This window comes from Streptomyces sp. GLSS-08 (genome assembly GCF_056387915.1).
The window spans coordinates 297,874-316,583 of the sequence record NZ_JBWJAQ010000001.1 but is presented as its reverse complement, the minus strand read 5'-3'; the positions used below and the strand labels follow the sequence as shown (position 1 = coordinate 316,583).

Sequence of the window (18,710 nt, the reverse complement as noted above, 5' to 3'; positions counted from 1 at the left end):
GCCCCGGCGGCCACGCCTCTCAGCCGGCCCCGGTCGCGGTCACCTCTTCCGGCTGCCGCCGTCGCGGCATCCCCTCTTCCGGCCGCCGCCGTCCCGGTCACCCCTTCCGAAGGCCTCGTTCCCATGAGCGGACGTCCACGGCCGTTCCCGCCGGGCCTCTACGCTGGCGGCATGGACGCTCCTCCACACTCGAACATGCTTACGCGGGGGGACCCCCTCGCAGACCTGCTCGAAGGTCCACGCGCGCGGGGCGCATTCATGATCCGCGCGTGCTTCGACCCGCCCTGGAGCGTGCGCGTCGAGGACCGCGCCCCGCTCACGATCATGCTCGTGGTCCGCGGCGAGGCATGGGTCGTGCCGGACGGGGGAGAACCGGTACGGCTGCGACCGGGCGACCTCGCCGTCGCGCGCGGGCCCGACCCGTACCTCTGCGCCGACCACCCCGACACCGCGCCGCAGGCGGTGATCCTGCCGGGCGGCGAGTGCGTCCACCCCGACGGGCGGTCGCTCGGCGGGCACTGGGACCTCGGGGTGCGCAGCTGGGGCGACCGGCCCGACGGCTCCACCGTGATGCTCATCGGCACCTATCTCGTGCGGGGCGAGATCAGCGGCCGGCTGCTGGACGCCCTGCCGCCGCTGCTGTCGCTCACCTCCGACGTGTGGGAGTGCCCGCTCACCCCGATCCTGGCCGCCGAGATCGTGCGCGACGAGCCCGGCCAGGAGGTCGTCCTCGACCGCCTGCTCGACCTGCTCGTCATCGCCGCGCTGCGCGCCTGGTTCTCCCGCCCCGAGGCCGCGGCCCCCGCCTGGTACCGGGCGCGCGCGGACCCGGTCGTGGGCCGGGTGCTGCGGCTGGTGCAGGACGACCCGGCCCACCCGTGGACGGTCGCGTCGCTCGCCGCCGAGGCCGGGGTGTCGCGGGCCGCGCTGGCCCGGCGCTTCAACGACCTCGTCGGCGAGCCCCCGATGACGTACCTGACCGGCTGGCGCCTGGCCCGCGCGGCGGACCTGCTGCGCGACGGCGGGGAGACCATCGGCGCGATCGCCCGGCAGGTCGGCTACGGCAGCGCGTTCGCCCTGTCCGCCGCATTCAAACGGGTCCACGGCGTCAGTCCGCAGGAGTACCGGAACCGGGCGGCGTAGCCTGGCGTACGTGTACGTGGAACGGGCGTCCCGGCTGGCGGGCGCCGTCGTGTGGTCGCACGGGGCGCCCGGCGACACGGCACGGCCCGTGCTGCCCGACGGCTGCATGGACCTGCTGTGGAACGAGGGGCGGCTGCTGGTCGCCGGACCGGACACCCGTGCGTACGTCCCCGCGGGCGCGGCCGGCCGCTGGGCCGGCGTGCGCTTCTTCCCCGGCACGGCCCCCGCCTACCTTGGGGTGCCCGCGCAGGAACTGCGCGACAGACGGGTGGAGTTGGCGGATCTGTGGCCCGCCGCTGAGGTGCGGCGCCTCGCGGGCCGGATCGACGCCGCCGCCGACCCCGTGACCGCGCTCGAAGAGGTCGCCCTGGAGCGGGCGGGCCGGGCCCGGCCACCCGATCCGCAGCTCCGAAAGGTCGTGGCAGCCCTGCGCGCGGGGCGGTCGGTCGCCGCGACGGCGGACGAACTCGGCCTCGGGGCACGACAGTTGCACCGCCGCTCGCTGGCAGCCTTCGGCTACGGACCCAAGACGCTGGCCCGCGTGCTGCGGCTGCAGCGGGCCCTCGCCCTCGCCCGCTGCGGCGTGCCGTACGCCGAGACGGCGGCCCGCACCGGCTTCGCCGACCAGCCCCATCTGGCCCGGGACGTACGCGAGTTGACGGGCATGCCGCTGGGGGAGTTGCTGGCGGGCGTCTGATCAGGCGTCGGGCAGGGGTGCGAAGAGGTCCACCCCGTTGCCGTCCGGGTCGTGCACGACCGCGTACCGCATGCCCCAGAAGGCGTCCCAGGGCTCGAGCTCCCCGTGGTGCCCGGCGCCGGTCAGGTCCGCGTAGAGCGAGTCGACCTCCGCCGGAGCGTCGCAGCAGAAGGCGAGCGAGACCCGCCCGCCGCCAGAGGCCGGCGCCCGCCAGTCGGCGTGGAAGGACCGGATGGTCTCCTCGGTGTCGAGCGCCAGCCGCAGACCGCCGGGCAGCTCGGCCTCGACGTGCGGCAGAGTCTCCGCACCCTCGGGGAAGACGATCCCGAGCCGGCGGTAGAAGACGAGCGAGGCGGACAGGTCGGAGACGGCGATGCCGATCACGGCGAAGCGTGGAGTCATGTGATCACGGTAGGCAGGCCGGCGGCGGCCGGTCTTGAAGGAATCGGACGCGGACGCCCGGCCAGGCAGGTGTTCACCTCGCCCCGGCCGGCCCGGCCACGGAACCGGTCGAGCGTGGGGGCAATGCCGCAGGCGACGGAGCCCCCGACGACATCGTGGGGACCGAGAACCGTCGCGGTGGAAGAGTCCCGGCGCGGTCCGGACGCCCGGGATCCCGGACCCGCCGGGGAATAGGCTCCGCGGCATGGCCTTTCGCGTACTCGTGTACACCCGCACCACCGACTACCGGCACGATTCCGTCCCGGACGCCGTCGCCGCCGTGCGCGAACTCGGCGGCACGCACGGCTTCGGCGTCGACGCGACCGAGGACCCCGCCGCCTTCGAGGCGCCCCTCGACGCGTACGCGGCGGTCGTCTTCCTGTCCACGAGCGGGGAGGTGCTGACCCCCGAGGGGCGTACCCGGCTGCGCGCGTATGTGGAATCGGGCGGCGGGTTCGCCGGGGTGCACGCGGCGGCCTGCACCGAGTACGACTGGCCCTACTTCGGCGAGCTGCTCGGGACGTGGTTCGCCCGGCACCCCGCCCACCAGCCGGGCAGGGCCGTGGTGGAGGACCGCGACCACCCGGCGACCCGCCACCTGCCTGCGGTCTGGGAGTTCACGGACGAGTGGTACGACTTCCGCGAGAACCCCCGGAGTCGGGTGCGCGTCCTCGTCCGCGCCGACGAGTCCTCGTACGAGGGCGGCGGGATGGGCGCGGACCACCCGCTGGCGTGGTGCCGGGAGCAGGGCGCGGGCCGGGTCTTCTACACCGCGCTCGGGCACGCCTCGAAGGCCTACGCGGACCCCGCCTTCCGCGCGCATCTGCTCGGCGGGATCGCCTGGGCGGCCGGCGCCTCACGGTGACGGCGTCGACCCGTACGCCGTGAGGAAGCGGTCGCGGAAGGAGTCCATCTTCCACACGGGGGCGTCGTGTTCGGGCTGGAGACCGTCCGTCCAGCCCCAGTCGGCGATCTTCTCCAGCACCTCGGGGTCGTGGGCGACGATCGCGCAGGGCACGTCACGGCTCGCGTGGCTGCCGCTGACCCGGGCCATGGGCTGGTGGTCGCCCAGAAAGACCAGGACGGTGTTCCTGCCGCCGTACCTGATCACGTAGTCGATGAGGCTCCTGACCGAGTACTGGATGGACTTGCCGTACTCCTGCTTCACCTTCGCCGAGTCGTAGAAGACGTCCGCGGGCTTCTTGCCGGCCCGCTGGATGCCCTCGTAGACCGAGCCGTCCCCGACCCGGTCCTGGGGGACCGTCTTCGGGATCGGGGCCCAGGGCTGGTGGCTGGAGGTCAGGATGATCTCCGACATCAGCGGCTTGTCGTGCTTCCTGCCGTGCTCCAGGCGCTCGAAGGCCGTGAGGGCGTACTGGTCGGGCATGGTCGACCAGCTGAACTTCGGGCCCTTGTAGCCGAGGTTCCGTGAGTCGTAGAGGTGGTCCAGGCCGTAGAAGTCGGCCTCCGGCCAGGCCTTCTGGACGCCGGGCATGATGCCGACCGTCCGCCAGGCGCCCGTCTTCCTGAAGGCGCTGGTCAGGGTGAGGTGGTCCCCGGCGGTGACGGTGCGGTAGCGCTGCTGGTTGTCGATCCACAGGCCGGACAGGAAGGTGGAGTGGCCGAGCCAGCTGCTGCCGCCGTACGTCGCCGAGGTGAGCCAGCCGCTCTTCGCGGCGTACCCGGCCCTGCCGAGCCGTTCGGTCGCGGAGGCGAGTGTCGCGTCCACCCCCGGTGCGGTGACCGGGTCCTCGACCGCGCTGCGGCCGTAGCTCTCGATGAAGGTGAACATCACGTCCTTGCCGCGCAGCCCGGTCAGCAGCCGGCCGGGCGGGGTGCCGCCGAAGGTGTCCTTCTGCGCCGCCTTTGCGAACGCCGCCTCGTCCCGCAGGGTGGCCCGCACCCGCTGTGCCCGGTCCTGGACGCCCGCCGCCGCGTGGCCGGCGGCGACGGGCACGCCCCCGAGCTGCACCCCGGTCGCCGTGCACAGGACCCAGACGGTCCCCAGCGCCAGCGTCGAACGGGTCGCGAGAGGGCGGTGCCGGGCCAGCAGGCGGGCGAGCCGTACGACCGCGAGCGCCATGAGGACCAGCACGGCGAGGACGAGGACGATCACCGCGACGACGGCGGCGGCCGCGCCCGCCGGACCGACCGAGTCCTTCAGATACGCCCGGGCGTCGCCGAACAGACTCCAGTCGAGGACGAGGTTGAAGCCCCGTCCGAGGAACTCGTCGAAACCCAGGTCGAGGAGGTTCAGGACCGTCAGCGCGCCGAGGCCCAGCCCTGCGGTCGCGGCCACGACGACACGCGGTCTGCGCGGCAGGACGATCAGGACGGCGGCGCCGAGGATCGCCTCCACGGGGAGTCGCGCGAACCCGGCGGCCCGGAGGTCGCCGAGCCTGTTCGGTAGCAGCAGCGCGGTGACGACGACCGCGAAAGCCAGCACGTCGGTGCCCCGGGCGAAGCCGCGCGCGAGCGCGGGGTGCCGTGCCCGCAGGCCGCGCGGCGTGCCACTCGGGCGCCGGGTGCGGCGGTCGGGGGCGGCAGGGGTGTCGCGCGGGGCGCCGGAACCACCGCCGGGGTCGGTGGGCACCTCGCCGGGGACGGCTGACGCCTCGCCGGGACCGGCGGCGGCGTCAGGGGATCCGGCGGAGATCTCGCGCGGATCGGCGGACGCGTCACCGGAGTCCGCCGGACCCTCCCCAGGACCGGCGGAGGTGTCGCCCGGCTCGGCGGAGGCGGTGTCCGGGGCTGCCTCCTGCCCGGGTGACCCGTTCTCCGGCGTCTCCTTCCGTCGGGGTGTCCCGTCCGTGTGCCGAGGGCGCTGTGAGCGTGTGAAGAGGGACAACCCGGATTTCCTTCCGTGCGAAGCCCGGTGACGGCACCGCGGACCCGTCGGCGGGCCCGGCCTCGTGGTCCGCCGCTCCTTCGTACGGCCGTTCGCCGGGTTCCGTTCAATCGCCGGGGCGTCACCCCGGGGTCACTCCGCGGAGCACGTGGCCCGGACCGCCGTGCAGGAAGGACCGCCCCGGGCCGCCGCGGGGAGGCGCCGTGCTGGCCCGCTCCACCAGACGCGTGGAGAGCTCGGTGCGGGTCCCCTCGGGCCGGTCGCCGGCCATCATGCGCACGAGCAGCCGCAGCGCCGTCGCGGCCATCTCGGAGAGCGGCTGGCGCACGGTGGTCAGCGCGGGTGCCGCCCAGCGCGCCTCGGGCAGGTCGCCGAAACCGACCACGCTGACGTCGTCCGGCACGCGCAACCGCCGCTCGGCCAGGGCCCGGTAGACGCCCAGCACCATCGTGTCGGAGCAGGCGAAGACCGCGGTGGGCGGTTCGGGCAGGTCGAGCAGCCGGCCCATGCGCCGGTGGGCCCCGCCCTCGTCGAGCCCGGCGTGGCGGAGGTACTCCGGCCGGCACCGGACACCGGCCGCCGCGAGCGCGGAGCGGTACCCGGCGACCCGCGCACCGCCGGCCGCCTCGTGCCGGCGGCCTCCGATGACGGCGACGCGCTCATGGCCGAGGGCGAGCAGGTGCTCGGTCGCCAGCAGTCCGCCCCGCCAGTCGGCCGCGCCGACCGAGACCACGCCGGGCGGGGGTTCGCGCGCCGGGTCGACCATCACGAAGGGGATGCGGTGCTGCTCCAGCCAGGCGTACTGGGAGGGGGACAGCTCGGCCAGGCTGAACAGCACCCCCGCGGAGCCCCTGGCGGTGATCCTGTCCTGCCAGCCGCGCCCCGGCCGCCCGTCCCGGCCCGGCCCCGTCGTCACCACGACGTCCAGGCCCGCGTCGTGCGCGGCCTGCTCCGCCCCGTGCAGCACCGCTCCCGAGCGGGAACTGTCGAGCGTGTGCACGACCAGATCGACCAGGCGGGGTGCCCGCGCCGGGTCGAACCGGGGCCTGCGCACATAGCCGAGCCGGTCCAGGGCCTCGGTGACCCTCTTGCGGGTCCCGGGTGCCACGTCCTCCCGGCCGTTGACGACCTTCGAGGCCGTCGGCACGGACACGCCCGCCTCGCGCGCGACGACCGCCAGGGTCGGCCCGGCCGTCCCGCTCCGGCTCCGGACCATCCACAACCGCCTCTCCGCCCCGTCCCGAGGGCCGACGAACCTTCGAACAGCCACGGTCGCGCCCCGGAGGCGAAGACCGGATAGAAAGCGCTTCCTACAGTAAGCGTGCGGCAACTCGCCCCGGAAGACCCGGGAAATCAACGGCACGCGCGGCCCGGCGAGCGTTCCGCCCCGTCGAACAGGAGCCGCGGCGGGCCGTCCGCCGCACCCTCGCGACCCGGACCCGACCGGCGCGACAGCGGCACGCAACCCGGGCGGGACACGCTGAAGACCGGTTCCGTGCCGTCCGGGCCGCGGGGGCGCCGGGTGATGTGATGCGGTGACTGCTGCAGCCCCGCAGCGCGGTAAGGAGAGGGACGTATGGTCGGCGTGTCCGAGGATCCTGTGGTCACCACCCCGTACGGAGCCGTGCGCGGGCGGCGCGAGAAGGGTGCCGCCGTCTTCCGCGGCATCCCCTACGCCGCCCCGCCGTTCGGTCCGCACCGCTTCCGTCCGCCCGTCCCGCCGGAGCCCTGGGACGGCGTCCGCGACGCGGGTTCGTTCGGGCCGACCCCGCCGAAGCCGCCGTACTCCGAGGCGTTCGCGCGACTGTTGTCCGACCCCGTGGTGCCCGGCGACGAGTGCCTCAACCTCAACGTGTGGCCCCCCGACCCCGATCCGGCGGCCCGGCTCCCGGTCATGGTGTGGATCCACGGCGGCGCCCTCACCCGGGGCTCGTCCGCCGTCCCCGTGTACGACGGGGGCTCCTTCGCCCGTGACGGCGTCGTCTTCGTCTCGCTCAACTACCGGCTCGGGGTGGAGGGTTACGGCCTCTTCCCGGACGCGCTGCCGAACCTGGGCCTGCGTGACCAGCTCGCCGCCCTGGAATGGGTGCGCGACGCCATCGCCGCCTTCGGAGGCGATCCGGACCGCGTCACGGTCTTCGGCGAGTCCGCCGGCGCGATCAGCATCGGCGCGCTGCTGGCGAGCCCGCGTGCCGAGGGCCTCTTCCGCAGGGCGGTCCTGCAGAGCGGCCCGCCGGAGGCCACGGAGCGGGAGAAGGTGCGGCGCCTGGTGCGGCGGATGGCGGCACGGCTGAGGATCCCGGCGACCGCCGCCGCCTTCGCCGGCGTCGACCGGACCGTCCTCGCCGAGGTCCAGGCCGAGGCCGGCCGCCGTGCCAGCCCGGTGCTCGGCGGACCGGCGTTCGGCATCGTCGTCGACGGTGACCTGGTGCCGCGCGATCCGCTGGCCGCCCTGCTCGACGGCGCCGCCCGGGACGTCGGTCTGCTGCTGGGCTGGACCAGCGAGGAGTACCGGCTGTGGCTCGCGCCGACCGGACTGCTCGAACGCATCGACCGGCTCGGTCCGGTGGCCGTGGCCGGCGCGATGGCCCGCTGCCACTGCGGCCCCGAGGTCCCGCGCGGCTACCGCGCCGCCCATCCGGACGCGGGCACCGCCGAGCTGGTCGGCCAACTGGTCACCGACCATCTGCTGCGGCGCCCCCTGCAGCGGCTCGCCGACGCCCGCGTCGGCCACGCCCCGTCCCACGTCTACGAGTTCGCCTGGCCCTCCAACGTGCCGGGGCTCGGCGCGTGCCACGCGCTGGAACTGGGCTTCGTCTTCGACACCGCCCATGTGCCGGAGTCGGCCAAGCTCGCGGGCCCCGGAGCCCCGCAGGAGCTGGCCGACGTGATGCACGCGGCGTGGGTGCGCTTCGCGGTGGACGGCGACCCTGGCTGGCCCGCCTGGGACGCGTCGCACCCGGTGCGGATGTTCGGCGCGGAGCCCGAGCTGCTGTACGGGCCGCGGGACCACGAGATGGAGCTGTGGCAGGCGGAGTCCACCCGCGCGCCGGCCGCACCCGTGGCGGCTCCCCGGCCCGGTCCGCCCATGCGGGGTACGGCGCCGCTGTCAGCCGGACGGCGCCTGCGTCGCTCCGCGGGTGTCCGTCGGCCGTGACCACGCCGACCCCGCCGAGCGGCCCCGCCCGGCGGGCCGCGGTCTGGTGGGCACCGACGGACAGCACGCGGCCGCGGGGCCGGACGCCGGGCTGATGCGGCGCGATGAGGGAGCAACCGGCCCCGACCGACAACGGCGGGTGGCCGGGGCCCGCGGACGCCGACGCCGACGCGGTGCGCGCGTACGCGGGCAACGGCGGCTTCGTCCGCCTGACGTTCCGGTGGCCAGTGGGTGGAGTTCAGCCGGAGTACACGCCGTTTCAAGATCGTCTCACCAGAGTTCCGCCTCGTGCCTACCTCATACTCACGTGCCGGCGCCGCCCCCGGGTGCGCCGTGGCTCTGGCCCTTTCCGGACTGCTCGCCACCGGGCTGCTGGCTGCTCCGCCCGCGGCTGCCGCGGACCCCGTCGGCTATCAGAACGTTCGGATCAACGAAGTCACCTCGTCGAACAACGACACGGTGGAGCTGTACAACGCCGGCTCGACCGCAGTGAGCGTCAGCGGCTGGAAGATGGCCGACGACAGCTTCTCGCCTCAGTCGTTCACCCCGTCCTCCGGCACGATTCCGGCCGGTGGCTTCGTCACCTTCAACTCGCCCAAGGGACTGGGCGATGCGGACAAGCTGGTGCTCTACACGTCCGGCGGCACGGTGGTCGACCGCGTCGAGTGGGCGACCGGCAGGGCGAAGCCGGCGATGGCGCGTTGCGGCGGCGGCACCGGGGCGTGGGTGACCGCGGCCCCGTCGGCCACGTTCGGCGCCGCGAACGCCCCGGGCTGCCCGTCGTCGATCCCGGCGGCGAGCCGGGTGCGGATCAACGAGGTCACCTCGAACGGCTCCGACACGGTGGAGCTGTACAACGGCGGAACGAGCGCGGTCAGCGTCGGGTCGTGGAAGTACGCCGACAACGACACCTCGCACTCCGCCGCGTCGGTCTCGTCCTCCTCGCCGAGCGCGAGCAGCATCCCCGCGGGCGGCTACATCACGTTCGACTCGACCATCGGCCTCGGCGACAACGACTCGGTCTTCCTCACCGACAGCAGCGGCAACACCATCGACTCGGTGACCTGGACGACCGGCGGTGCCCAGCCGTCGGACGAGCGTTGCGCGAATGGCACCGGCTGGTTCCGGACCGCCACGACCGCGACGCTCGGCACCGCGAACTCCTGCTCGGGCGGCACCGGCGGCGGCGACCCGCAGAACGGGCAACTGCTGGGTGGCGGCGGCTCGCTCACCAGCGGCTGCGCGCCCGAGGCGCCTTCCGGCACGGGTTCCGCCCCGACGGGCACCCTGGCCTGGCCGGGCGGCCCGAACGTCACGATCGCGGACAACGTCTGCGCGTTCACCACGTCCACCGGCCCGGAAGGCCGGGACCTGAGCGGCCTGGCGTTCGACCCGGCGAACCCGTCGGTGCTGTGGGCCGCCAAGAACAAGAACTGGCTGTACAAGCTGGTGAAGAGCAACGGCAAGTGGATCCCGGACGCGACCTGGAGCGCGACCGGCAAGCAGATCCGCTTCGCGGGCGGCTCCGGCGAGCCGGACTCCGAGGGCCTGACGGTCGGCGGCAACGGCCACATCTACGTGACCTCCGAGCGCGACAACACCGACAACACGCGGCCCAGGGACACGATCCTGGAGTTCGACCCGGCCGCGACCGGATCGACGCTGACGCCGGTCCACCAGTGGGACATGACCGCGCAGTTCCCGCAGCTCGACACCGGCGACAAGGACGACGCCAACCTCGGCTTCGAGGGCGTCGGGTACGTGCCGGACAGCTGGCTGACCGCGAACGGCTGGGTCGACCCGCGCACCGGCGCCGCCTACGACCCGGCGAGCTATCCGCTGCACGGGTCGGGCCTGTTCTTCGCCGGTCTGGAGTGGGACGGCTCGCTGCACGTCTACGGTCTGAACTCCGACGGCACGTTCACCACGTTCGGCACGATCGCGACCGGCAAGGCTTCCGTGATGGACGTGACGTTTGACGCCGGCACCCAGCGCCTCGTCGCGACCTGCGACAACACCTGCGGTGAGACCCACACCTTCATGAAGGTCGACGCCTCCGGCGCGATCGTGCCGGACGTGACCTACACGAACCCGGCCGTCATGCCCGCCGGCAACCTGGAGGGCTTCGCGATCGCACCGACCACGGCCTGCGTCAACGGCTCCCGCGAAGCGGTCTGGAGCGACGACGGCACCTACGGCTTCGGCTCCGGAAGCTCCTCCTACGGACACGTCCTCTACAGCGGCACGTTCCCCTGCTGATCCTGCCACCTCGCCGATGCGGGGGGCCGACCGTTCAGATGATCCCCAGCCGCCGGGCCTCCCGGACCCACGACGGGAACTCGGACAGCAGCCTGTCGTAGAGCTCCGTGTCCGGTAGGTCGCCGATGTCGTCGACGGCGAAGAACCCGACGTTGTCGACGCGTCGGCCCGGCAGGGTGTCGAACCGTTCCAGGACGCCGTAGTCGGACCGCCCCAGTCCGACGAACTGCCAGAAGACCGGTTCGTCCGCCGCCTGCCGCAGCTCGGCCTCGATCTCCCTGTTGCGGTGGACGCCGCCGTCGGAGAAGAAGAGCACCAGGGTGGGGGCCGCCGCCGGGTGCTCACGGACGTACGCCCGCACCTCGGCGATCACCTTCTGCTCCTCGTTCTGGACCCCGACCGCCCGCATGTCCACCTGGCCCGGCAGCATCCCCCTGCGCGGCTTCCTGCGCCGGAACAACGTCAGTTCACCGACCCGCACATGAAGCTGAAGCCACTGCGGCAGGTCGCCCACGGCGAGGTCCGGCAGCCGGGCCGGGTTCGACGCGAACGTCCACGCCTGCATCTCACCGTCGTCGTCGAGCTGCGCGGCCACCGCGGCCATCCGCTCCACGACGTCGGCCACGACACCCTTCGAGTACAGGAACGCCATGGACCCGGAGGCGTCCAGGACCAGGATGACGCGCGCACTCACCCCCTCCGCCCCGTGCTTGCGCAGACTGACGGCCACCTGCTCCTTGCGCAGGGAGAGCCGCTTGCGCATGTCCACCGGCAAGTGCTCCTCGCCCTTGACGAGACGCGGGGAGGAGGAGGCCGGGGAGGGGGAGGCCGGGGTGGCGGGGCCGGGCTGGGCCGCAGCGCTCGCGTAAGGCGAGGCGGCGGGCGGAGCGCTCGCGTAGGGCGAGGCGGCGGGCGGAGCGGGAGCGGGCGGCGCCGGTGGTGCGGGCCAGGCCGGGACGGCAGGCGTGGGCGTCGGGGCGGCGGGCGCGGGCGGGAACGTGGGTGCGGTCGCGGCGGCGGGGGAAGCCGTCGACGCGGTGGCGCCCGGTTCTTCGTCCACGCTGATCCCGAAGTCGGTGGCCAGGCCCGCGAGTCCGGACGCGTACCCCTGTCCCACCGCGCGGAACTTCCACTGCCCGGCCCGCCGGTACAGCTCACCGCCGATGAACGCCGTCTCCGTCGTCGCCTCCATCTCGAACAGCGCCAGCTGCCCACCCGTGCCGGCGTCGAGCAGCCGCAACCGCAGACCGGACAGCCGGCCGAAGGTGCCCCCGTCCGCGGAGGCGCCGAGCACGACCCGCTCGATCTCCGGCTCCAGGGCCCCCAGATCCACGCCGACGGTGTCCGTCGTACCGCCACCGTCCCGCCGCTTCCCCAGATGACGCACGGCACCCGAGGCGTGCTGGGGCTGGTTGTAGAAGACGAAGTCCCCGTCGTCCCTCACCCGCCCGTCGGCGCGGAGCAGCAGCGCCGAGGCGTCGGCGTCCGGCGCACCGGGGCCCCCGGACCAGCCGATCTCGACCCGCACCGCGTTGGCGGCGACGGGAAGGTTGCCGCCCTTGCTCATCGATGTCGCTGTCATACGCCCAGTCTGCCCACAGAATCCCGGCACCGGACCCCTCCGATGCGCCGGCGCGGACGGAGCCCGGCGTCCTGACCCGCAGGCCGAGAAGATCGACGCGGGGGGTCCTCCGCCGCGAGGAGTTGCTCGGGCGTGTGTGGGGCAGCGGGGGCGCCAGGACGGTGCGGCGAACGCGATGATCTCCGCGTGCAAGGATGTGCGGGAAACTCGTCGGGGGCCGTCGGGATGGGGCAGCATGATCGGGACCGTGTTCCGGAGCGAGGACGTGCCGGCGGAGGACCGATTCGAGGCCTGGCGTGAACTGCTCGCCCGGACCCGCCCGAGCGAGGCCGTCAGCGTCCACGCCTCCGACTTCTGGGCCGAGTGCCATCTGATGGAGCTGGGGCCGGTGACGCTGTTGCCGACGTCCTTCCTGCCGACGCGCTTTCGGCGGAGTCCGAAGATGGTCCGTCAGTCCGACCCCGAGACGTATCACCTCTCACTGCTGCTGCACGGAGGGTTGGCTCTCGAACATGGAGGCCGGAGCGAGGCGTTCGCCTCACGAGACCTGCACGTCGTCGACAGCTCGCGGCCGTACGACCTGCGAGCGGCGGACGACCGGCAGTGCCGTGTCGTCAAGGGGATCGGAGTGGACATCCCCAGGGCGTCGCTGCCCGTTCCGCCGCACCTGATCGGCAAGTTGCTGGGCCGGAGGCTGCCGGGGCAGGAGGGAGTGGGGGCACTACTGACGGACTTCCTCGTCGGCCTGGACCGACAGGCCCACGCTCTTCAGGCGTCCGAAGCGTCCCGCCTCGGCACGGTCCTGCTCGATCTGGTGTCCGCCTGGTTCGCCTCCGGGGTCGACGCGGAGGCCGCCCTGACACCCGAGACCCGTCAACGGGTCATGACGGAACGCGTTCAGGCGTTCATCCTGCGGAACCTGCACGATCCGGACCTGACGCCGTCGGCGATCGCTGCCGCTCATCACATATCTGTGAGTTATCTGTACCGGATCTTTCAGCGACAGCCGCACGGGAAGACGGTCGCGGCATGGATCCGCAGCCGGCGGCTTGACGGTGCGCGCCGGGAGTTGGCCGATCCCTCTCTACGCGACAGGCCGATCCACGTTGTCGCAGCTCGATGGTGTTTTCCCCGCGCTTCCGACTTCACTCGTGCCTTCCGCGCGGCGTACGGGCTTTCGCCCAAGGAGTACCGGTCGCAGTCCCTGCCCGGGAACATGTCCCGGGGCACCCCCGAGTGATCGCCGGGGTGCCTGTCGCACCACCCACGGCACCACCACCTACCCTCACCAAGCCCTTCAGGTGTAGACGCAACGCATAGGAAAGGTGGAGGGATTGCCAACACAGCCGTGTTGGCCGTTGGCATACTCGATCACGCGCCGGCCGGTGATTCCTCGACCACGTAGCCACTGATGAGATTCGCCCGCGATCAGGGGGTGTGGCCGACGTGTTCGACTGTTGAAGCCCGGCGGTCCAATGGCGATTCCGGGGCTGCCCCCTATGCCCTAATCGCGAGAATCGTTTCACGGGTACTTTCTGAAGGAGTCTTTGACTGTGAATAAGTTTGCACGCGCATCGGTCGTCACGGGTGCCATATCAGCCGCATTCTTGACGGTTGTCGGGCTCGCGCCGACGGCATCGGCGGCCAGTCTCGGCCTCAGAAACGGTTACGGCTACTGTCTGGGAAGCCTCAACGGAGACAATCGCACATCGGCACTCACGTGGAACTGCAACGGCAACCCTGATCAGCTCTGGACCTTCAAATACGACGCCGAAGACGTCCTCGGGAACTTCTACCAGATAGTCAACCGCAACGGCCAATGCCTGGGCATCCTGAACGGTGACACATATCAGGGCCAAAGGGCCTCGGTGTGGGATTGCAACGGACACGCCGACCAGAAGTGGTACCGCAGCGGAACCGAGATCATTAACAGGAAGACAAAAATGTGCCTTGCCGGTTCCGGAAGCTTCGGCGTGGGCGCTGCCGCAATCCAGTGGAGCTGCAACGGACACAAGGACCAGAAATGGTCGTACGCATAGCAGACAACAAGGCCCGCGTCCGCCCAGGAGATCGTGGTCGGACTGCACCTGTGCGGTGCGGTGCTCTGGCTCCGTTTTGCATCGCACCACACTCGTGATCCGCACGCCAGACAGGACTCAGGACCGCGTCGCCCTCCGGCATTCGTCCGCGGAGGATCCGCCCCGCCCGACCGGCACGGTGCGGTCGTACGGGTCGACCTCCGTGCCCGCCCCGTCCGCATGGCGGTCCGCTCCGAAGGGCGGGGTGAAGTAGCCGGTGGGGGCGTCGCAGCCGCCGTTGGTCATGTCGTACTTGTACGAGACGATCGAGAACGTACCCGGCTCGGTGATCACCTCGGCGGGGTCGTCCCAGCTCAGGACCAGCTCGCGGCGGACGATCGTGCGCACGATCTCGTCATCGCCGCCCTCGTCGGCGCGGGTGACCGGGTAGACGAAGGTGACGTCGGCGGTCACCTGGAGCGCGCCGCGCTCGCCCTCCCGGTAGGTGAGCCGGCCCCGGGTCTTCACGACTTCGCCGACCAGGCGGGTGCGGGAGGGCTGGAAGCGGCTGAAGAGGAGCAGGGGGTCGTTCTTCTCGCTCGGGGTTTGAAAAGCGGATTCCAGAAGGTCCTGGACGTCCTTCTGGTGCGGGTTGATCAGTGCGATCGCCTTCTCGGGGCGCTCGCCCCGCAGCACCCCGCGGTCCAGGCCGGACGCGACGAGGAAGTCCCGGCTGCGGGCGAGGGCCCGCTCGACCTCGGCCGGGCTCATCCAGCCGGCCGCCCGGGCCTTCGGCACGGTGATCCCCGCCGCTCCGGCCGCCCAGCCCGCCGCCGGCGAACCGCGGAACGGCGCGTTCGTGGTGGGGCGTCGGGCCGCCTCCGTCGCGGGTGCCCGAGTCGGGCGGGCGGTCTCGGCCGCCGACGGCGGGGAGTCGGAGTCGGCACCGGCGAACAGTTCCACCATCCGCCCCGGCGCGAGCGCCACCACGAGCAGCACCAGCGAGGCCAGCAGTCCGAACGCGTACCAGCCCGTACGCCGCTCGGGGCGCGCGGGCGAGTAGCTGCGCCGGCCCTCCGGGCCCTGGCCGGGCTCCGCGCGCAGCCGCTTCGCCACCGCGCGGGCCCGCGCCGACGGCTCCTTGGGCGAGTCGGCGGCACCCGCCACCGACTCGCGCAGAAACCGCTCCCACTCCTCGTCGGACCTGGACGAGCCGTCCGGCTCCGTACCCGCGCCCATCCCCAACCCCCTGGTCATCCGCAGCTCGCGGCCCACTCCCCTGGGACGCGTCCGCATGATGACACAGGGCGCCGACAGCGAGGCCGACGGGGCGGGACGGTGTGGGCGCGCCCCTCATCTCAGCGGGCGGGCCGGAGCCCGGCGTTGGCGATCACCCGGCCCGCAGGGCCGCCGCGATTCCGGCGACGGCGTCCGGCCCCACCCGGCAGCACCCTCCGATCAGCCTGGCACCCGAGGCGCGCCAGCCGGTGACCTCCTCGGGAGTGAACGTGGCCCGGCCGTCCCAGGCGTGCTGGCCGGCGTCCCAGGTCTCGCCGCTGTTCGGGTAGACCACCACCGGCTTGCCGGTGACCCGCGAGGCCGTCCCGACGGCGCGGTCCACGTCCGCAGGGGAACAGCAGTTCACGCCCACCGCGACGATCTCGTCGGCGTCGGCCGCGAGCGCGAAGGCCTCCTCCAGGGGCTGCCCGGCGCGGGTGCGGTCACCGTCCACGGAGTACGACAGCCAGGCCGGTACGCCCAGGCCGCGGACCGCCCGCAGCAGGGCCGCCGCCTCGTCGGTGTCCGGCACCGTCTCCAGGGCCAGCACGTCGGGAGCGGCGGCGGCCAGCACCTCGAGGCGCGGGCGGTGGAAGCGCTCCAGCTCGCCCACGCTCAGGCCGTAGCGGCCCCGGTACTCGGAGCCGTCCGCCAGCATCGCCCCGTACGGGCCTGCCGACGCGGCCACCCACAGCGGCCGGCCGATCCCCCCGGCGTGTGCCAGCCGGGCCGCCTCGCGCGCCGACTCGACGCTGGAGCACAGGAGTTCGGCGGCGCGTGCGGGGCCGACCCCGCGCTTGGCGAAGCCTTCGAAGGTGGCCTGGTAGCTGGCGGTGATCGCCACGTCGGCGCCCGCCTCGAAATAGGCCAGGTGCGCCTCGACGAGCGCCTCGGGCCGGTCGGCGAGCAGCCGCGCCGACCACAGCTCGTCGCTCAGGTCGTGGCCGGCCGACGCGAGCTGGTTGGAGAGCCCGCCGTCCAGGACGATCGTGCCGGTGGCGAGTGCGTCGGTGAGGGTGCGGGAGGTGTCGCTGGTCATGCCCCGAAGCTAGCCGATGCGTGGGACGCCGCCCCGGGGTGTCCACGGTCCGCTGCTCGGCTGAGGGCGCACTGCTCGCGGTCGCGGGCTCCCGCCGTCGCGACGGCCGGACCTCGGCGTGCCGCGGCACGCCGGCCGCCGCCGCCGTGCCGAGCGGGGCGCCTGGGTTCCCGGTTCCCGGAGAGGTATTTCGCCCGCGCGGCGTCCCGGCCGTACAGGTGACGGAAGTTCCTGCCCCGCGACGGACGGGTGCCGGACCATGCCGTGGTGCCGGGGTGGCTCCGTCACGGGTTTCCCTGCCTGCTGCGGGCGTTGACCTCGGCCACCAGAGCGCTCAGCAGCTCGGCCTGGCTCAGTGCTCGGACGTGGCGCGGGTCCGCGTCCCATTCGAGGCCACCGCCGAGCGGGCGGATCTGGAGGTAGGGGCCCTCGTGGCCCATGACCCGCCCGACCCGGTCGCGCGCCGTGTCGCGGACGGCCTCTCCGACACCAGGGACTTCGCCCCCGCCCTCGGTCACCTGCCGCTTCCCTTCGAGATCACGTCCGCGAGCATCAGGGCCACCGGCGCGGAGCACACCCCCAGGTGGACGAGCGCGTACCGGATCTCGCCCTCGCGGTCGTCCGCCCAGGGGCTACGGACGTCCAGCGCGGGAAGCTGGATGCCCGCCTGGCTCAGGGCGTGAGCGAGGGTGTCGCGGGCGGCGAGGGCCTCCTGGGCCCTGGACGCGGGGGGCGCCGAGGCGGGCACGGCGGTGGGGTGGCCGGGTACGGCCCTGGCCGTCGGCGAGGCCGTGGCCCCGGTGGTGCTCGTGCTCGTCGTGCTCTGCGGGGGGTGCGATGAGGCGGTCATACCTGTCCTTGTCGGTCAGTACGGCGGATTCCATGACCCGGCTGCGCTGGGTGAATTACGCTGCGTAGTCCAAGCGTTACGAGAATGCGTCCGGATCGGGGCGGCCGGGCTGTGGACGGGTTCGTGCTTCCCCGTGCCCCGAGGGCCGTTCCACACCTTCCACACCGTCCACGCGAGCCTCTCGGAGGGGAGTCAGCCGTATGCCGCAGCGTCGCGTCATCACCGGCCGCAGTCAGGAACCACGTCAGCGGTTCGCCGAGGAGCTGCGGATCCTGCGGGCGGGCAGCGGGACGAGCCTGCGGCAGCTCGGCGAGCGGCTGGGCTGGGACTGGTCCCTGTTCGGCAAGATGGAGAAGGGCGAGACGCTGGGCAGCCCGGAGGTCGTCCAGGCCCTCGACACGCACTACGGCACGCCCGGACTGCTGCTCGCGCTCTGGGAGCTGGCCGCGGGGGACCATACGCAGTTCCGTGAGCGGTACCGGCGGTACATGGCGCTGGAGGCCCAGGCGGTGAGCCTGTGGCACTTCGCGGTGAGCGTCCTGCCGGGGCTGTTGCAGACGCCGGGGTACGCGCGGGAGGTGCTGGCGGCCGGTGGGCTGAAGGGGAAGGAGCTGGAGCAGCAGGTCGAGGCGCGGATGGGTCGGCGGGAGTTACTGGAGGGGGAGGATGCTCCCAGGTTCCGGACGATCCTGTCGGAGGCGGTGCTGCGGACGCCGTTGCGGGATGTGCGGGAGTGGCGGGAACAGTTGGAGTACCTGGGAGAGGTTGCGGAGCGCCCCGACGTCACGGTCCAAGTGCTGCTGCAGAGCGCCGGGTTGCACGGTCTCCTGGGGGTGGACGTCTGGTATCTGCTCCTTCCGGACGGCAGGACTGTGGCGTATACCGAGAACGGGTACCGGGGTGAACTCATCGAGGAAGCCGGTCCGGTTGTACGTTTGCAGAACACGTACGATGCGGTGCGCGACCTGGCGCTCACCCCGGTGGAGTCGCGCAAGTTCATCCTGCGGATGTTGGAGGAAGCGACGTGCGATCCATCGACCTGAGCGCCGCATCTTGGCGCAAGAGCAGCCACAGCAACCAGGACGGTGGCGCTTGCGTCGAAATCTCTGACGACTTCGCCGGCGTCGTGCCGATGCGAGACAGCAAAGATCCGCACGGGCCGGTGCTCGTGTTCCCGGCGGGCGGTTGGTCCTCCTTCGTGGCTGCCGTGAAGAGCGGTCGTCTGATCGACTGACGCCGAACGTCCAAGGGCCCTCGCGAGGATCGGTACCGCGAGGGCCGCCTTCATGTCCGGCCCGGGTGCTTCCCGGCGGTCGGGTGCCGGGCGCGCAGGCCGTCGTCGGTGAGTCCGTGCCGGAGTTCGGGCAACCCGGCCGGAAGGCCGGGCCATCTTCGTCC

At 72.8% G+C, this 18,710-nt stretch carries 17 protein-coding genes; 9 read left to right on the top strand and 8 right to left on the bottom strand.

Going from position 1 to position 18,710, the window contains the following annotated elements:
• Positions 1 to 195 precede the first annotated feature (195 nt).
• Together AC0ZLC_RS01225 and AC0ZLC_RS01220 are read left to right on the top strand one after the other, a co-directional pair.
• Positions 196 to 1,143 carry an AraC family transcriptional regulator gene (locus tag AC0ZLC_RS01225; protein ID WP_476750212.1) on the top strand — a complete coding sequence of 316 codons (948 nt, stop codon included), beginning with the start codon at positions 196 to 198 and terminating at the stop codon, positions 1,141 to 1,143.
• Positions 1,144 to 1,153: 10 nt separating this feature from the next.
• Entirely contained in the window at positions 1,154 to 1,840 is a 687-nt protein-coding gene (locus AC0ZLC_RS01220) for a helix-turn-helix domain-containing protein (protein ID WP_476749943.1), read from the top strand.
• Here the strand turns inward: AC0ZLC_RS01220 and AC0ZLC_RS01215 are convergent, their stop codons facing one another.
• Positions 1,841 to 2,242, bottom strand: a complete 402-nt coding sequence (locus tag AC0ZLC_RS01215; RefSeq protein ID WP_476749942.1) for a VOC family protein — start codon at positions 2,240 to 2,242, stop codon at positions 1,841 to 1,843.
• 244 nt (positions 2,243 to 2,486) lie between these two features.
• Between AC0ZLC_RS01215 and AC0ZLC_RS01210 the strand changes: the two genes are divergently transcribed.
• On the top strand, positions 2,487 to 3,146 hold the full coding sequence (locus tag AC0ZLC_RS01210) for a ThuA domain-containing protein (RefSeq protein WP_476749941.1): 660 nt from the start codon (positions 2,487 to 2,489) through the stop codon (positions 3,144 to 3,146).
• On the opposite strand, the gene AC0ZLC_RS01205 is transcribed toward AC0ZLC_RS01210, so the two are convergent.
• Complete coding sequence (locus AC0ZLC_RS01205) at positions 3,138 to 5,129, bottom strand: alkaline phosphatase family protein (RefSeq protein WP_476749940.1); 1,992 nt, start codon at positions 5,127 to 5,129, stop codon at positions 3,138 to 3,140. The two genes, AC0ZLC_RS01210 and AC0ZLC_RS01205, sit on opposite strands and share 9 nt — an antisense overlap.
• 121 nt (positions 5,130 to 5,250) lie before the next feature.
• On the bottom strand, positions 5,251 to 6,345 hold the full coding sequence (locus tag AC0ZLC_RS01200) for a LacI family DNA-binding transcriptional regulator (protein WP_476749939.1): 1,095 nt from the start codon (positions 6,343 to 6,345) through the stop codon (positions 5,251 to 5,253).
• A 360-nt stretch (positions 6,346 to 6,705) separates the two neighbouring features.
• Between AC0ZLC_RS01200 and AC0ZLC_RS01195 the strand changes: the two genes are divergently transcribed.
• On the top strand, positions 6,706 to 8,286 hold the full coding sequence (locus AC0ZLC_RS01195; protein WP_476749938.1) for a carboxylesterase/lipase family protein: 1,581 nt from the start codon (positions 6,706 to 6,708) through the stop codon (positions 8,284 to 8,286).
• 333 nt (positions 8,287 to 8,619) lie between these two features.
• Positions 8,620 to 10,545, top strand: a complete 1,926-nt coding sequence (locus tag AC0ZLC_RS01190; RefSeq protein WP_476749937.1) for a lamin tail domain-containing protein — start codon at positions 8,620 to 8,622, stop codon at positions 10,543 to 10,545.
• Between the two features lie 34 nt (positions 10,546 to 10,579).
• On the opposite strand, the gene AC0ZLC_RS01185 is transcribed toward AC0ZLC_RS01190, so the two are convergent.
• Positions 10,580 to 12,127, bottom strand: a complete 1,548-nt coding sequence (locus AC0ZLC_RS01185) for a VWA domain-containing protein (RefSeq protein ID WP_476749936.1) — start codon at positions 12,125 to 12,127, stop codon at positions 10,580 to 10,582.
• 235 nt (positions 12,128 to 12,362) lie between these two features.
• Here AC0ZLC_RS01185 and AC0ZLC_RS01180 point away from each other — a divergent pair, with 235 nt between their 5' ends.
• Together AC0ZLC_RS01180 and AC0ZLC_RS01175 are read left to right on the top strand one after the other, a co-directional pair.
• Positions 12,363 to 13,367, top strand: a complete 1,005-nt coding sequence (locus AC0ZLC_RS01180; RefSeq protein ID WP_476749935.1) for a helix-turn-helix domain-containing protein — start codon at positions 12,363 to 12,365, stop codon at positions 13,365 to 13,367.
• 313 nt (positions 13,368 to 13,680) lie between these two features.
• Positions 13,681 to 14,166, top strand: coding sequence for an RICIN domain-containing protein (locus AC0ZLC_RS01175; RefSeq protein ID WP_476749934.1), 486 nt, complete (start codon positions 13,681 to 13,683; stop codon positions 14,164 to 14,166).
• Between the two features lie 117 nt (positions 14,167 to 14,283).
• On the opposite strand, the gene AC0ZLC_RS01170 is transcribed toward AC0ZLC_RS01175, so the two are convergent.
• From AC0ZLC_RS01170 to AC0ZLC_RS01155, 4 genes are all read right to left on the bottom strand, one after another.
• Positions 14,284 to 15,384 carry a hypothetical protein gene (locus tag AC0ZLC_RS01170; RefSeq protein WP_476749933.1) on the bottom strand — a complete coding sequence of 367 codons (1,101 nt, stop codon included), beginning with the start codon at positions 15,382 to 15,384 and terminating at the stop codon, positions 14,284 to 14,286.
• 151 nt (positions 15,385 to 15,535) lie between these two features.
• Positions 15,536 to 16,462, bottom strand: coding sequence for a homocysteine S-methyltransferase (gene mmuM / locus AC0ZLC_RS01165; RefSeq protein WP_476749932.1), 927 nt, complete (start codon positions 16,460 to 16,462; stop codon positions 15,536 to 15,538).
• A gap of 284 nt (positions 16,463 to 16,746) precedes the next feature.
• On the bottom strand, positions 16,747 to 16,980 hold the full coding sequence (locus AC0ZLC_RS01160; RefSeq protein WP_476749931.1) for a hypothetical protein: 234 nt from the start codon (positions 16,978 to 16,980) through the stop codon (positions 16,747 to 16,749).
• The gene (locus tag AC0ZLC_RS01155) at positions 16,977 to 17,312 is read right to left on the bottom strand and encodes a hypothetical protein (RefSeq protein WP_476749930.1); all 336 of its coding nucleotides are present in this window, start codon (positions 17,310 to 17,312) and stop codon (positions 16,977 to 16,979) included. The genes AC0ZLC_RS01160 and AC0ZLC_RS01155 overlap by 4 nt, the downstream gene beginning before the upstream one ends.
• 200 nt (positions 17,313 to 17,512) lie before the next feature.
• Between AC0ZLC_RS01155 and AC0ZLC_RS01150 the strand changes: the two genes are divergently transcribed.
• Both AC0ZLC_RS01150 and AC0ZLC_RS01145 read left to right on the top strand, forming a co-directional pair.
• Complete coding sequence (locus AC0ZLC_RS01150) at positions 17,513 to 18,355, top strand: helix-turn-helix domain-containing protein (protein ID WP_476749929.1); 843 nt, start codon at positions 17,513 to 17,515, stop codon at positions 18,353 to 18,355.
• A complete protein-coding gene (locus tag AC0ZLC_RS01145; RefSeq protein WP_476749928.1) occupies positions 18,337 to 18,546 on the top strand; it encodes a DUF397 domain-containing protein in 210 nt (69 codons plus the stop codon). Before AC0ZLC_RS01150 ends, AC0ZLC_RS01145 begins: the two co-directional genes overlap by 19 nt.
• Positions 18,547 to 18,710: the final 164 nt, after the last annotated feature.

What these genes read in the sequence shown, in the direction of transcription:
- AC0ZLC_RS01225 (WP_476750212.1), top strand. Translation starts at nt 196, where the DNA reads ATGCTTACGCGGGGGGACCCCCTCGCAGACCTGCTCGAAGGTCCACGC.
- AC0ZLC_RS01215 (WP_476749942.1), bottom strand. Translation starts at nt 2,242, where the DNA reads ATGACTCCACGCTTCGCCGTGATCGGCATCGCCGTCTCCGACCTGTCC.
- AC0ZLC_RS01210 (WP_476749941.1), top strand. Translation starts at nt 2,487, where the DNA reads ATGGCCTTTCGCGTACTCGTGTACACCCGCACCACCGACTACCGGCAC.
- AC0ZLC_RS01200 (WP_476749939.1), bottom strand. Translation starts at nt 6,345, where the DNA reads ATGGTCCGGAGCCGGAGCGGGACGGCCGGGCCGACCCTGGCGGTCGTC.
- AC0ZLC_RS01195 (WP_476749938.1), top strand. Translation starts at nt 6,706, where the DNA reads ATGGTCGGCGTGTCCGAGGATCCTGTGGTCACCACCCCGTACGGAGCC.
- AC0ZLC_RS01185 (WP_476749936.1), bottom strand. Translation starts at nt 12,127, where the DNA reads ATGACAGCGACATCGATGAGCAAGGGCGGCAACCTTCCCGTCGCCGCC.
- AC0ZLC_RS01180 (WP_476749935.1), top strand. Translation starts at nt 12,363, where the DNA reads ATGATCGGGACCGTGTTCCGGAGCGAGGACGTGCCGGCGGAGGACCGA.
- AC0ZLC_RS01170 (WP_476749933.1), bottom strand. Translation starts at nt 15,384, where the DNA reads ATGGGCGCGGGTACGGAGCCGGACGGCTCGTCCAGGTCCGACGAGGAG.
- mmuM (WP_476749932.1), bottom strand. Translation starts at nt 16,462, where the DNA reads ATGACCAGCGACACCTCCCGCACCCTCACCGACGCACTCGCCACCGGC.
- AC0ZLC_RS01155 (WP_476749930.1), bottom strand. Translation starts at nt 17,312, where the DNA reads ATGACCGCCTCATCGCACCCCCCGCAGAGCACGACGAGCACGAGCACC.
- AC0ZLC_RS01150 (WP_476749929.1), top strand. Translation starts at nt 17,513, where the DNA reads ATGCCGCAGCGTCGCGTCATCACCGGCCGCAGTCAGGAACCACGTCAG.